Origin of the sequence: Vibrio cyclitrophicus (assembly GCA_023206055.1) — a bacterium.
Classification (GTDB): Bacteria; Pseudomonadota; Gammaproteobacteria; order Enterobacterales; family Vibrionaceae; genus Vibrio; species Vibrio cyclitrophicus_A.
In genome coordinates, this window is sequence record CP065366.1 from 530553 (window position 1) to 544923 (window position 14371).

Here is a 14371-nt window from a genome sequence, read left to right on the forward strand (position 1 = left end):
ACCACTCCTAGCGTTGAGACTACTGATTCCAGTATAAATACCAGTCCAGTGATTAGCCTTCGTTTCTGGTTCTGTGGTTCACTGCTGCTGACGACTAACCTAAATCACTTAAGAGATATCAGACCGATTACCCCTGAGGGTAATCGGTCATCATTGTTCAACAGTCATCTGGTTCTAATCTTCGGTGCTGAGTCTCCTGACTGATCTCAGCTAGAACTCCATCTAGGTATCTCATTTATATCTATATAAATTACTGAACCTAATGGAACGGAATGTTGGTTATATTTTTGTTGGTTTAGTCGGGAAATTTTTCTGGGGTTCTGTTCTGGTGTTGAGTGGTATGTATCTAGCGCAGAATCGTGTCGTACAGATAAGAGAGGTTACTGATGGTTGATATTAGCCTGAGGTAGATTTATGGGTTCTGTGGTGATTAGGTGGAGTGTTTTAGTGGTGCTAATGGAATCGTGCTTACAGGAAGTAATCAAAGACCGGATATGGAAAGGACTAGAAAAGATAAAGGCCCATGAATTTCTTCATGAGCCTTATCGGAATTTGGTGGCCCCTCCCAGATTTGAACTGGGGACCGAACGATTATGAGCGAAGTCCCGACCCCATACGCAGTGGAATCAACATAGCAACGCTGCCCCGAACCTAACCTGGAAACTCTCTCTAGCCTTACTTCGCAATCACTTATCGAAATTCAGAGCTTAATCTACTGTCGCCACCGTCGCGGAAATTCAGAAAATGATTGGGTTGAGAGTGTTCAGAAAGACCGGAGTGGGACCGGAAAAGACAGGAAGAATTCTTAGACGTAATAAGTGTCGATATGAACTTATATTATTGAATTGTAAGGCCCCTTGCTAGATTAGACTGGCGAGGGGCTTTCTTATTTCTAACTAAATAAGTTCAAGGAATCGCTATGAAGAAGCCAAAAATAAATGAGAAAAATACTCAGGTAGATAATAAAGATGATCCCGCAACAGATAATCCATTTTCTAACGTACTGAAATCAGGAGAAGTTCCCAAGTTGGGGGCGAGGTCTAAAGGCTCGGTGATTTATGAAATTGCTCAGACCAGTAAAGACCAACAACTTTATTTTCGTATTGCAGGGCAATCTGGTGGGGCAGGATTGCACTCTAAACACTGGATTCAATTATCTCAGCTACTAGCACTAATAGAGTCTCAAGGTGATAAGCCGTGGAAAAGCCAGTTGTATAAAGAATTGTATGAAAAAGGCTCAGCGAACAATCAAGGATTCTGCGCTGCTATAGTGCGTGGCCTTGGTCTAGCGACGAGAGCCGGAGCTTCTATGTATCAACATGTGGTATCTGAAAAGTACCAAGAGAACAGAGATGCGTTACTGCTCTTAGTGAAAGACCAACAAAGCTGACATGAGAGGAATCAGTAGAATTTTGGTCTTTGATGGCTTGTGTAGCAATCACATTTAATCAGGGCGAGATCAGCAGTGATATCGCCTTTTTTCATATCTGCAATATAGGAAAATACATGATGAAAAATAACGCACTTTCAGTTTATGACCCATCGGTAAAAAAGCCGAATAAGTACGAGGTTGAGTTTAGTGTCGAGGGGGCTAAACGGGGCTGTGTAATTGGAGGCATGATTGGCTCTAGAGTCCCTCATCCATTTGGTACACCTATTGGAGCAGTTGTTGGCGGAGTGTTAGGGGCCGTGTTTGGCAAGGTCGATTAGCACTAGAGAGAGTAGGGATAAACATCTCTACTTTTTTTGATGATAAGAAACAAAATGGAAAGGCTGAGTGTTAGTGAACAATATGGTGGGAGGTGTTGCGATTCTTGACCATATCAATGAGCATGTCGAAACTTAAATTACTAAATCAAGCTCTGTAAAAAATGCATCCGTATTATCGTTACTTGGTCCATTTACACTCTCAAACAAGCGACTACAACATAGGTTGTCTGTGTAAGGGGTACCAGTGCCGTATTTTTTCTCACTAGAGTAGCTAAGTGATGCGATACCTGCGGAAAGCAAGCTAGCCAGTTCCATATCTGCCAGTTCTAAAATATTTTCATCACATAGAGATTGGAACACTTCGCAAATACATGGGGGTAAACTAAATTGCTCCTCTGTGATAAAATCTATCGTTGATGTTGCTTCATAACTCAAGCGCAGCTCGCCTGAGATAGTCGCGATTTTATCAGCAAGCATAGGGTGGACATCTTTTAGTAACGCTAGGCTAAGTGAGGCTTTAACTGTTAAGTAAGTGTAATCAGGTGAGTCTAGATGCTCTGGATTAAGCCAACCGATGGATATTACTTCTACTTTGAAAGCAGCCATTAATTGGTTAGCTATCTCAATGGCATTAGGTGAAGCCGCACCTCCCCAACTTTCAGGAATAAAGATATCGGGGAAGTATTCATTTCCCATGTTGATGGTGTCTAGTCCCCCGCAATATTCATCATAATGTGAGTTGTTAATTTCGATGCATTTATTGATAGCAATATCATAGTTATTCGATTTCATTGTGTATCTCCTTAATAGTATAGATTTTTAAACGGTTGATTAACCAAGCATCTCGCAAACACGGCGGTTTGCTTCTTCTTGGTCGATTGGAGTATCAGATTCGTCATTTGGAATGTCGTCATTAGTGTCATCGTCAAATGAATCATCTTCAACATCGTCCCAAATATTTGGGCTTGGGATGTATGGTGATTCGCTAATGCTTTCACTATGAGCCTCGTCGGTGTCGATGATTTCTAGTGGTTGAACAATGAGCTTACGACCATTAGTGCCACGATTTCCGCCTGAAATAACCTCTACACCTTGCTTGGCTAGTTGGTCTACAAGGCGGTTTAGCTTGTTGGACATGGCAGATGCATTAAGAGGCCATTGTTTAGGTAAACGGCCTAATGTCTCTGCATAGCTCGTAAGTTGTTTATGTACCTCCGTGGGATTTCCTTCAAATTTGCCGTATTCGCCGACGATGGCGACGATAGTTGCAAGCACGTCATCATGGTCAAGCGCTTGATGTTTGATTGCATCTTGCTGTACTTGATGGACGTGTTTTTGAAGCTGTTGTTCTTCAATTCCTACAGCTGATTCAAAAGCAGCAAGCCAATGACAGAAATCACCGGCACGATGCTTCAGAATTGGTTCGACTAAGCCTTTGAGATTCATTGCGCTTGCCGATGTTTCTAGCAACCAACTTTGTGCTTCCGTTAACATAGAATCTAGAACGCGGAAAATTTCGGTATCGCTCGAATAGCTGATAGCGGGTTTATCTGCTTTTAAGAAGAGTGAACGAGTGGTTAAGTCGTACTGCTTTGCAAATTCAATTGATGTCAATATTAGAGGTTGGTGCAATTGCGTGTTAACTTCTTCGTTGTTTGTATGCAACCTACGGTCAGATACCGTATTTCCTGTAGCGACACCGCATAATGCGTTTGATAGTTCAGCATTGATTGAACCGCAGTTGTCAAAGCACAAAACGTAATTGTGCGCTGCACTAGCTACGAGATCTTTCGTTGATTTTGGTTGAGATTTAACGCTGGTTTCTCCCAAGCCGAGAAGCTTTGTGATCAGACGTGCGACTGTTGTTTTGCCTGTTCCAGCCTCACCATATAAGTAGAAGATAGGGAACGTTAGCCCGTTACTACGAGGGTGGGTTAGGATAAACGAAGCGTAGGCCATTGTGAGCATGAACTTTTCATACGATAGATTGCTGAATAGCTCATGCAGTTTTGTGGGTGTGTCTTTGGTACTAGCCTCCTTGTTATAAGTTAAAGCGCCATTATTCGGAGCCCATTTGAACGTGACCTCAGTCACTTCATTGACGTAATCAACACTGCCATTAGTGATAGATAGCGCAGTTCCATCGGGACAATTAGTATTTAGTATCACGCCTTGTTCTGGAAAATCGTCATTAATGTAACTATTGAACACTGAAATATGAGCTTCATCCCCCTGAATTGTGGCGTTCAGTTTGAGAGCATCAATGGCACTACTTAAATCGCGTTGAGTAAGAGAAATTGCACCCGAAGAACGGGCTGCTTGCAAAAAGATCCCTTGTGCTTCTTTACTATCAAGTGGAATGGCGTAGTTCACCGCATCGCCACCAATGAGTAATGCTCCTTGTCCGTCATGTAGTGCTATAGCGCAATGGTTACTTGCTTGCTCTAGTGCTTGTTCTACTGCCTCCCCTGAAATTTTGTTGCTGTTAGATTTGATGGTTTGCGTTAAATGGACACTAATGATTTTTGCTAGACGGCTAAATGGTGTCGTATTCGTTACGCTATTTTTCTTTTTGAATTTCATGATTGTTCTCTAATTCTAATGTGGTGTAGATACCTCATCTTCACGTTCACTGAGTAACTGGAAACCTGAGCCTAAGACAGATTCTGATACGTCAGCCATAGCTTGTTTTGCCATGATTTCAGTGTTCATATCGTCAATGTCGGCTTCGATACCTATTGCATCGTGAATAGCGAAAATGAGGGGAATGTGAAGTTGATTTAGCTTGATACAAAGCAGCCAGAGCATTCGTGCGCAGGTGGCCTGAACGAAGAAGTTGCGAATAGAAGTTTGCTTGGTGTCAGCCGTTATGGTTCGCTTAAAGCCTGTGACTTCGGCATACCCAAGGGAGCGAGCTTCATTTACTTTGTGGTCGAGGTATTGGTTGACCTTAAAGAAAATGCGTTTGAGTTCGTTATCCCAAACCGTCGCCACCGTCGGCGTTACCTGAAACTTTTTTGCTATTCCGTGTGGTGTGCAGCCATAGAGATGACTGATACACAGCACTTTAAACTGCTTTCGGTCTAGGTCCGAAAATAGCTTGGAACGGCGTTGAAGTTCGGTATAAAGATCGCCCTTGAGATAAGCATTCCAAAGTTCTGTGTCGCCAGCGAGTGCAGCGAGTGACGCAGGTTCTTGAGAGCACCAATCTAAGGTAATGATCTTTTTGCCTTTGAGTGGCTTTAACAAATAGTGGCGAGCATCTTTAGGTAGATAGATGAACGAACCACCTTTTGGGGCTTCTCGTCCACTGGATGCAGCGAATGGGTTAGGGTAGTCAAAGTGCATTCCCCGGTGATTTACATTAAAGCGAAGTAAACTCCGATATCTGTAAAAAGAGAGGGCGCGATATAACTTCTGAGCGAGTGCTACTGGTGCGTGTTGAAGCGGTTCCCTTTCGACACTTAACGAACCATTGTTAGACTTGGGCCATTTAGACCACTCAGAGGGCAACAGATAAGGGGTAGGGTCCTCAATTGTTATCTCCTGATGTTGGTTTATGTATATTAGCCCTAGTTCTAGCAGTTCATCGTGGTCTGCTTTGAAACGTTCAATACGGCTTTGGCACTTGAGCAAACGACCAATGTGTATTGGTATTCCACGTTGGTAGCGTTCTACACAGCTAAAAATATAAGCCTTGGCATCCTCATCAAATACATCTGATTTGTGCTTGGTGTATTCGCTCAACTGCTTCGTTAAAGTCGTTGATGGTATATCTTTGCAGTCATCGTATGAAGCAACGAGTCGGCATAACTCGTTTGCTAATGATGTATTTTCTGGTGGATGGCAGACAGAAAGATGTTTTGCGAGTGCGAACTTATACGCTGCTTGCTTTGCGCTGTTCAACTTCATAGAATTAGAGAACTCAGCATCGCAATGATACTGAGGTTCTTTAGCATGATTAGATTGCATTGAATCCTCTATAACTTCATTGGTTCTCGACGCCAATCATTAACCAATGAAGCATTATTCAGCCTTTCCAAATTGTTAAAGAGCTTTGGATTTTTAAGGGAGTTACAGCTCCCTTTTAAGTCCAATGTCTATGCATTTCTGCGTTGACGGATTAGATTATTTAACACTTATCTCTATTGGTCAAAGATAAAAATAGCCTTTAAAAACAGTGCCTTTTATCGATTGACACACGCCTTTTTTACGGCCGATAGCTCTAATACGCTCTAAAACCCCTTTAAACAGGGGGATGGGTGTAATGTGATTTTTTTTCGGGTATAAAATCAGGTAAACGCCCGTTTTAAGCCGTTTTAGAAAGCCTTAAATTACAGTAAATGTGATATATTTCTCGTTTTGGTATTTTGATTTGGTCCCACTCCGGTCTTTCTGAACACTCTCAACCCAATCATTTTCTGAATTTCCGCGACGGTGGCGACAGTAGATTAAGCTCTGAATTTCGATAAGTGATTGCGAAGTAAGGCTAGAGAGAGTTTCCAGGTTAGGTTCGGGGCAGCGTTGCTATGTTGATTCCACTGCGTATGGGGTCGGGACTTCGCTCATAATCGTTCGGTCCCCAGTTCAAATCTGGGAGGGGCCACCAAATTCCGATAAGGCTCATGGAGAAATCCATGGGCCTTTATCTTTTTTAGTCCTTTCCATATCCGGTCTTCGATTACTTCCTGTAAGCACCATTCCATTAGCACCAGTGAAACACTCCACCTAATCACCACAGAACCCGTAAATCTATCTCAGGCTGATATCAACCATCAGTAACCTCTCTTATCTGTACAGCAAGATTCTTCGCTAAATACATACCACTCAACACCAGAACAGAACCCCAGAAAAACTTCCCGACTAAACCAACAAAAATATAACCAACATTCCGTTCCATTAGGTTCAGTAATTTATATAGATATAAATGAGATACCTAAATGGAGTTCTAGCTGAGATCAGTCAGGAGACTCAGCACCGAAGATTAGAACCAGATGACTGTTGAACAATGATGACCAATTACCCTCAGTGGTAATTGGTCTGATATCTCTTAAGTGATTTAGGTTAGTAGTCAGCAGCAGTGAACCTCAGAGCTAGAAACGAAGGCTAATCACTGGACTGGTATTTATACTGGAATCGGTAATCTCAAGGCTAGGAGTGGTTCTAGGGCGAATCTCGTATGCATTAGGGTGAGAAGTTGGGGTAGTCGAATAGGATGTGAATCTGGCTGATTACTGTCCGGACTGTCAGAACCGTCGGCATTGTCATGACTGTCGCAACTGTCAGGGCAACATAAAAAAATACATCTACTGCCGCCGCCGTCAGGAGAAATGCACAACTCAAATAATCCTAAAATCAGGGTGAAAGACCGGACTAGGACCGGACCGACGACGCCGTCAACGAAACCTAGGAAAAGTAATTACTGAAGAAATCAGGTAGAGCAAGGGCTAGAGGAAGATTACAGGGCCAGTCTAGAGAGACCGACCCAGCGACTTAGGATTTTAGGTTGGTTGTTCTGGGGGGTTAAGAAATCTTCTCTCGTGGCGTTAGCAGCTTTTCAGTGAAGCCAGAATGATTCCAGCCCACAACATTCGCTCCGTAAAAATACTCATTGCAATACCTAATGGTATGCTTGGCTAAACCATCTAATGCAAATCTATAGGCAAGTTGATGGCCTTCATTTGAGAATGATTCTTTTACAAGCTCGGTCGATGGAAGCCAGTCATATATATATCTACATGTGTCAAACACTACTACATCCAGAAACATCTCTGTTTGTTTACCATCTGCGACATAAGAAAAACGCTTTGTTTGCTCGACGTTAAAATGAGACGGGTAAGAAAACTGAGATATAACAGAATATAGAGCTAATTCAGCAGACGGTACATCACAGAACATGTACATACTCTGCATATATTTATACCCTGATAGCAACTCACTGAACTCATCCAAACAGTAACTTTCATCGATTCTAATAACGTTGTAAGCGTCTAACGAAGTTTGCATATTGACACTTGGAGAAGGTAATCCACCTAGTTCACTAAACCATTTATCAACTAGTTTTGCTGACGCTTCATCTAAACTGGGGTAGTTTAGATCTGCAGTTTCTCTTTTTTCCATCGCAGTAGCCGTCCAACCCAAAGAAAACATGGTCGCATCACAGATGTAATCTCCTCCATTTCCTTCAGAATCAAAGTACTTAAGTGAAGAAGCATGTTTGGCTATATCTACTGCTCTCTCTTTAAAAAGAGACTTCCACATCTCAGAGTTTGCAAATCTACCCATGGGCGCTATGAATGAACTAATATCAAAGATTTGCCTAGTAATATATTGACCGTAGTAATTTCTGAAGTCAGCCCTGACTTGGTGAAAAAAAGATTCACTTTCCTTTTTTCCTTTAGGCTCAAAGCCCTTAGCAATCGCACCATCATCAAGATTCCAATCAAGATTTCCTGATTCAAGGCTTCTTTTGGAGTATAAATAGTTGGATACAAGGTCGCTGTATGAGTTAAGTTGTTCTTGTTTACTTGTGTCTGGCAAAGCAAAATTAGTTATTAACACGCCTAGTGGACTCAATCGCTGATAGCGGAATATGTTTAGAACCGTTCTTAAGGTTGCTTGAGAGTTACTTGGTAGAGGACCACAAGCATCAAAATAGATTATATCGAAAACAACGGGTACTGCCTGTAAATACTGTTCTAGCGACGTTTTGATTATTTTTAGTAATGGGTATTTATTGACCTTGACAGAGTGTAGAGCATCGTTAAATGTTTTTTTGTCAGACTCGAAAGCATAAATATTATGTGGATGTACACCTAGCTCCACTAATACGTTAAAGTCATTCAATGGATTCGGGCCTGCTAGATATGCTACGACTAAATCATTAGGAGATTTAATCCCATTCTTTCCTTGCCAAAAAGATTCCCAAAGCTTACACGTTTCCTCATTACAAATATCAGCAGCTTTATTGTCTGATATGATCTCTGACTTCTCTAGGTGCGTTTTTACTTTTCTAATATAGTTTTTAGGTACTACCGAGGCCTCTTCTCTTTTAGATGTCAGAATATCCACTGCGTGAGTAAGAGCTCTTTTTCTAGCTTCGATTTTCTGAGGTTGATCATACATATTTGTCTTTTCCATTTCACAGAAGGTTTTGAGGTAAGGTTTACTCCCCAATCATTGGGATATACTTTAGCAAAGCTATGGGTATCAATTTGTTACATCTACCTCACTTACTAACTACGGCATATTGGCCCCGCTTCCCCCTCGCCTCGTTGAAGTCAAATGAGCATACCTCGTATGTTTTGTGGCAATTGATGTGCTAACAAATGATGGACATCATAAAAAGTGATATTTTTAGTATGACTAACCTTACGATCTAGGATTTATTGGTGCGGCTTAAATGTGTAAAGTGGATAGCATATTATTTCTTTAAGTAGGTCCATTGAATCTTATAGTCATTAATAAAATCAGGATGGTTAGAGTCGAATTCCTCATCATCTTCGTTAAAATCATCATACTCATTATTTCCAGCAGAGAAATTCCTGCTTGCTTTAGAGGCTGTTTTAGGTGGTTTCCTATTTGGTTCGGTAAAATACCTTTCAAGCTCCCGATCGCAACGGTAATGTATTGGACCACCATGAGTGCCATTAGCATAGTACACAGACGAAGGGTAATAATTTTCAATGAACCACATCAGATAGTTTTTCATATCATCAGGGTTACAAACAAAGCACTCACTTTTTTCTCCAGTGCTAAAGTGATCAATCCCTTCATATTCTGTTTCCAACTCACTAAGCAAATGTTCTTCTATTTCATGAATTGACCCATGTTTTATCTGAAATGCAAAATAAATCACATATCGTGGATTTTGAGATGAAGTAGATCTTGTTGATAGCTTGTTTTTAGTCTTCCCTACTTTGGACCAATTCTTATCATTTATATCAGCCCCTACATAGATCCAGCTTTTCCCGTCATCTACAAAACATCCATCTTTGTCAATTTTCATATTTATACCTGTATTAAGTTATGACTTACATAAATCTAGCCGTAATAACGTTAAAAACAAAACCATATTAACTCCATGATATCAATACCATGGAGTTAATCATGCTCAAAATAACCAACCTTCAACAAATCATAACCCTACCAACCACTATAACTCTGCAAGACCAAGTCAAAGTTATACTCACTGAACCATTTCACGATGAAGCTGAGACCCAACAGGCATGGGATGAGTTGCAATGTGAACTCTGGTTCCTCACCTCAATTCATGAGCTAAACGCTGTCGTCGTCGACGATATCGAACTACTGAAACGAGCCCTAACCTATACCGAATTCGACGATGAGCTAGATTACGGATCTTCTATATCCCTAAGCATTGTCGAGGACAGTGGTAAAGGCCTCTACCTATTAATGTCTAAGACACTCCGCACTGAGTTACACCAGCATTTCTCAATCTCTGATGAGTAAGGAGGACTGATGCAATCACGTAAATTCAAATTCAATAAACGCCAACTTGATTCACTACCGCCAACGCCGTCGACAAGCCGAAGCAAAGAAACGGAGTACACGGATGAGCTCTGTAGTGGTCTAAAAATTATAATCAACAGACAAGGGAGACGCAGGTTCCTATTCAGGTACACCTATTTTGGCAAAAAAAAGTCTGTTCAATTAGGCGAATATCCTGCGTTAGATATCAACACCGCTAGACAGATAGCTAATGACCACAAGCGAGAGATAGCTCTAGGTAATGACCCCAAGGCTATGAGGGATGAGAAATCTAATGTACTCACGTTTCAAGAATTTGCGGAGCTGCATTATCTACCCTACGCCCGAATGAACAAACTCACCGCTAAGAATGATGTCGGTAACTTGAAGCTACATTTCTACCCTAAATGGGGCAAGAAAAGCATCACCGATATCAGCCAACAAGACATTCAAAAGCTACTCGATGGAGTCCTAGAAACAAGGAAACCATCAACAGTGAATAGATTGCGGTCCCTAGTTCTTAGGATCTTTAGATTAGCAATGGAGTGGGGATTCGTGGACAAGAATCCGGGGCAGTACATAAGGAAGCTTAAGGAGAATAATTTAAGAAACAGATTCCTGAATCGTAAAGAGGTTTCATCTTTCATCAAGGCATGTAACGAGGAACCTAATCGCACCCAAGGCAATGCTTTAAAATTCGCCCTGCTTACAGGGATGAGAATTGGTGAAATTACTAACTCTAAGTGGGACTGTCTTACCGTCGACGACGACGGCAATTGGAGCTTATTCCTACCGCATACAAAATCGGGGTTATCTAGGACGGTTCTGCTCAATAATTTAGCTAAGGAGGTAATACATGACCAACGACGATTTCAGATACGTAAGAACCCCTATATCTTTGCCGGAGATGCACCCGGTAGACCTATCGCACATCCAAAGAAAGCATTCGCTCGAATCAAGAAAGCAGCAGGGATCTATGATGATCTGCGCATTCATGACTTAAGGCATAGCTTTGCTTCAATTTTAATCAATAGTGGTAATGCCACGCTCTATGATGTTCAGCATTTGCTTGGGCACCAGTCCCCCCAAACTTCGACTCGTTATGCTCATTTAGCTAGCTCTAGGCTAAGAGAGGTAAGTGCTAATGTGTCTGCGTTGGTGGGAGATGTAAGTCGTTAGGAGAGAAAACAGCTGACTGGCTGTTTTCTTTTTCATTAATACGCCTTAACTCTAAACATAGATAGTTGTCTTATCAAAATTAGAATTCAAGTTTTCTTAAGCGACTGATAGTATGAACTAAATACTACAGGTGAGAGCTAATGCTTTGGATGCACGTTTAGAACAATACATAAACAGACTGGATGAAAAGTTAAAAGTAAAATTCAAGAAAAACAGGTTGTATTTTTATGTATCTGAAGACTTATGTGTTTATTACGGACAAAGGGGTTATACCCTTAATTTTCTGAGCAATATCGCATACACCATCTGGGAGTTAAAACAAAAAGTTCATATTGATCTGTCTAAGTGCTCAAAAATATCAGCATCCGCTTTGGTTATGCTTTTTGCAGAAGTTAGTCGGGCGAGAATGGGAAAAGAAGACGATGATGTGATCACGTTGACAATGTCTGATACTTTTAAGGATCCTAAATGGAAGGAAGCCATTGAGTTAGGCCACCGTCAATATTCGCGGCTCTTTGATGAAGATCATACATTTCAAACAGTAAGCGACCCAAATAAAGCTCTCGCGTCAATATTGAAGTTAATGCATAACTGTGGTGTTAAGCTTGCCCGGCCTGAATCTAAGATATTCACAAAAGGGATTAACGAAGCTATGCTAAATGTTATAAATCATGCTTATGATGATCAAGAGGATCCATTGGGTGGCATAGGAAGACGTTGGTGGCAAGCATGCTGGTTACAACCAACCGGAGGCGGTAAATATAGTTTAGTGTATATTATATATGACTTAGGTTGTGGAATGCTCAACTCTTTGCCAAAAGCGTCAGAACAAGAAACCATAGCCGAACATATTACTAGAGCAATGGCTCACGGTACAACTCGAACTGGTATCCCAGGTCGAGGGAAAGGTACGAAGAATATGGAAGATGCTGCGGAAATTAGAGCAAAATCGACTCTTTTCGTTGGTACAAATAGTGTGAGTTATTGTAAGGTAGAAGGTAAAGATGCAATTGTAGAGCCCTGTCTTCTTCCTTTTAACGGTACTTTGGTTGAATGGCAAATCTGCATATAAGTGAGATTAATATGATGCATACAATTGATTTAGCAAAAGACTTTTCAGAATTTCCATTTGGTCGAAGATCTCCAGAAGATGGGGAGTTTTCTGGGGCGAAGTTTAGAGACTCCATTCTAAAGCCTATTATCGAAAAGCTACAAGATGGTGATAAAATAAACGTGGATCTTAATGGAGTTCCTGTTGGTATCGGTTCCTCATTTCTTTCGGAGAGCTTTGGTGGTGTAGTTACTAAAGGGTACTTAACAAAAGAGAAATTTTTGGACGCCCTCATTATTACTTGTGACGATGATCTCTACGAAGAAGAAATAGTGGAATATATCAATGAGTCAGAGGCCGAAGTGGCGTGAGTGATGTTAGCAATGTATTAATATCTGCAGCTATATCATTTACTATTTCAGGGATTGGTTGGTACTTATTAGATAAGAGAGCGAATCGCTCATCTAAGAGAAGCGAAACGTTCTCGCTAATTACACCTACAATCTCATTACTTAATGACTTATCTGAAATGGCAGAAAATAGTTTTAATGAGAGAAAAGGCTGGGACCAAGAAAAGCAGCAGCTCTTTGAAGTCAAGTTTCATGCTAAATTTAGTTTACTTAGAACTAAATTAGAACAACTTCAAAGCAGAAAAGTACCTATATCTAATGCTAGGCTTATCGACTTAAGAAAAGCATATACTCTAGGTGCAATCAACTCGATCACAAGCTTCAACAATGCATTAAATGCCTCCCAAGCCATTGAGGTCGATTTATATTCAGCTTTTGAACGAGAGCATAATTCCAGATAAATACACTCCCCCAAATCCTCATCTCCCCAACCTAAAATCCTAAGTCGCTGGGTCGGTCTCTCTAGACTGGCCCTGTAATCTTCCTCTAGCCCTTGCTCTACCTGATTTCTTCAGTAATTACTTTTCCTAGGTTTCGTTGACGGCGTCGTCGGTCCGGTCCTAGTCCGGTCTTTCACCCTGATTTTAGGATTATTTGAGTTGTGCATTTCTCCTGACGGCGGCGGCAGTAGATGTATTTTTTTATGTTGCCCTGACAGTTGCGACAGTCATGACAATGCCGACGGTTCTGACAGTCCGGACAGTAATCAGCCAGATTCACATCCTATTCGACTACCCCAACTTCTCACCCTAATGCATACGAGATTCGCCCTAGAACCACTCCTAGCCTTGAGATTACCGATTCCAGTATAAATACCAGTCCAGTGATTAGCCTTCGTTTCTAGCTCTGAGGTTCACTGCTGCTGACTACTAACCTAAATCACTTAAGAGATATCAGACCAATTACCACTGAGGGTAATTGGTCATCATTGTTCAACAGTCATCTGGTTCTAATCTTCGGTGCTGAGTCTCCTGACTGATCTCAGCTAGAACTCCATTTAGGTATCTCATTTATATCTATATAAATTACTGAACCTAATGGAACGGAATGTTGGTTATATTTTTGTTGGTTTAGTCGGGAAGTTTTTCTGGGGTTCTGTTCTGGTGTTGAGTGGTATGTATTTAGCGAAGAATCTTGCTGTACAGATAAGAGAGGTTACTGATGGTTGATATCAGCCTGAGATAGATTTACGGGTTCTGTGGTGATTAGGTGGAGTGTTTCACTGGTGCTAATGGAATGGTGCTTACAGGAAGTAATCGAAGACCGGATATGGAAAGGACTAAAAAAGATAAAGGCCCATGGATTTCTCCATGAGCCTTATCGGAATTTGGTGGCCCCTCCCAGATTTGAACTGGGGACCGAACGATTATGAGTCGTGCGCTCTAACCACTGAGCTAAGGGGCCGTAGGGCATAGATTATAGGGGAAGCATTCAGTGGTGTCTAGACACTATAAGGGGCAATTCCGCTTACATCTTAGCCACTTAAATCACGCAGATACAAAAAAGGTGAGCCAACGCTCACCTTTTCTTA

The 14371-nt window shown here is 41.4% G+C and carries 12 protein-coding genes and 1 tRNA gene; 7 read left to right on the forward strand and 6 right to left on the reverse strand.

What is annotated here, in order from left to right:
* Window positions 1–919: 919 nt before the first annotated feature.
* Both ITG09_02405 and ITG09_02410 read left to right on the forward strand, forming a co-directional pair.
* The gene (locus ITG09_02405; GenBank protein UPR52523.1) at window positions 920–1390 is read left to right on the forward strand and encodes a hypothetical protein; all 471 of its coding nucleotides are present in this window, start codon (window positions 920–922) and stop codon (window positions 1388–1390) included.
* 119 nt (window positions 1391–1509) lie between these two features.
* Window positions 1510–1710, forward strand: a complete 201-nt coding sequence (locus ITG09_02410) for a hypothetical protein (protein ID UPR53571.1) — start codon at window positions 1510–1512, stop codon at window positions 1708–1710.
* Window positions 1711–1842: 132 nt separating this feature from the next.
* On the opposite strand, the gene ITG09_02415 is transcribed toward ITG09_02410, so the two are convergent.
* The 5 genes from ITG09_02415 to ITG09_02435 all read right to left on the reverse strand — a co-directional run bounded on the left by ITG09_02415 (window position 1843) and on the right by ITG09_02435 (window position 9718).
* Window positions 1843–2502 carry a hypothetical protein gene (locus tag ITG09_02415; GenBank protein ID UPR52524.1) on the reverse strand — a complete coding sequence of 220 codons (660 nt, stop codon included), beginning with the start codon at window positions 2500–2502 and terminating at the stop codon, window positions 1843–1845.
* A gap of 39 nt (window positions 2503–2541) precedes the next feature.
* Entirely contained in the window at window positions 2542–4293 is a 1752-nt protein-coding gene (locus ITG09_02420) for an ATP-binding protein (GenBank protein UPR52525.1), read from the reverse strand.
* Window positions 4294–4308: 15 nt separating this feature from the next.
* Window positions 4309–5682: a hypothetical protein gene (locus ITG09_02425; GenBank protein UPR52526.1), complete on the reverse strand. Its 1374-nt coding sequence runs from the start codon at window positions 5680–5682 to the stop codon at window positions 4309–4311.
* A gap of 1551 nt (window positions 5683–7233) precedes the next feature.
* The gene (locus tag ITG09_02430) at window positions 7234–8835 is read right to left on the reverse strand and encodes a hypothetical protein (protein ID UPR52527.1); all 1602 of its coding nucleotides are present in this window, start codon (window positions 8833–8835) and stop codon (window positions 7234–7236) included.
* 298 nt (window positions 8836–9133) lie between these two features.
* Window positions 9134–9718 (reverse strand): hypothetical protein, encoded by a 585-nt coding sequence (locus tag ITG09_02435; protein UPR52528.1) that lies wholly within the window; start codon window positions 9716–9718, stop codon window positions 9134–9136.
* Window positions 9719–9819: 101 nt separating this feature from the next.
* Between ITG09_02435 and ITG09_02440 the strand changes: the two genes are divergently transcribed.
* The 5 genes from ITG09_02440 to ITG09_02460 all read left to right on the forward strand — a co-directional run bounded on the left by ITG09_02440 (window position 9820) and on the right by ITG09_02460 (window position 13241).
* Window positions 9820–10182 carry a hypothetical protein gene (locus tag ITG09_02440; protein ID UPR52529.1) on the forward strand — a complete coding sequence of 121 codons (363 nt, stop codon included), beginning with the start codon at window positions 9820–9822 and terminating at the stop codon, window positions 10180–10182.
* A gap of 9 nt (window positions 10183–10191) precedes the next feature.
* Window positions 10192–11379, forward strand: a complete 1188-nt coding sequence (locus ITG09_02445) for a site-specific integrase (GenBank protein ID UPR52530.1) — start codon at window positions 10192–10194, stop codon at window positions 11377–11379.
* A 217-nt stretch (window positions 11380–11596) separates the two neighbouring features.
* Window positions 11597–12451: a hypothetical protein gene (locus ITG09_02450; protein ID UPR53572.1), complete on the forward strand. Its 855-nt coding sequence runs from the start codon at window positions 11597–11599 to the stop codon at window positions 12449–12451.
* An 11-nt stretch (window positions 12452–12462) separates the two neighbouring features.
* Complete coding sequence (locus tag ITG09_02455; protein UPR52531.1) at window positions 12463–12801, forward strand: STAS-like domain-containing protein; 339 nt, start codon at window positions 12463–12465, stop codon at window positions 12799–12801.
* Window positions 12798–13241, forward strand: a complete 444-nt coding sequence (locus ITG09_02460; protein UPR52532.1) for a hypothetical protein — start codon at window positions 12798–12800, stop codon at window positions 13239–13241. The genes ITG09_02455 and ITG09_02460 overlap by 4 nt, the downstream gene beginning before the upstream one ends.
* A 927-nt stretch (window positions 13242–14168) precedes the next feature.
* On the opposite strand, the gene ITG09_02465 is transcribed toward ITG09_02460, so the two are convergent.
* Window positions 14169–14244 (reverse strand) — tRNA-Ile (locus ITG09_02465).
* Window positions 14245–14371: the final 127 nt, after the last annotated feature.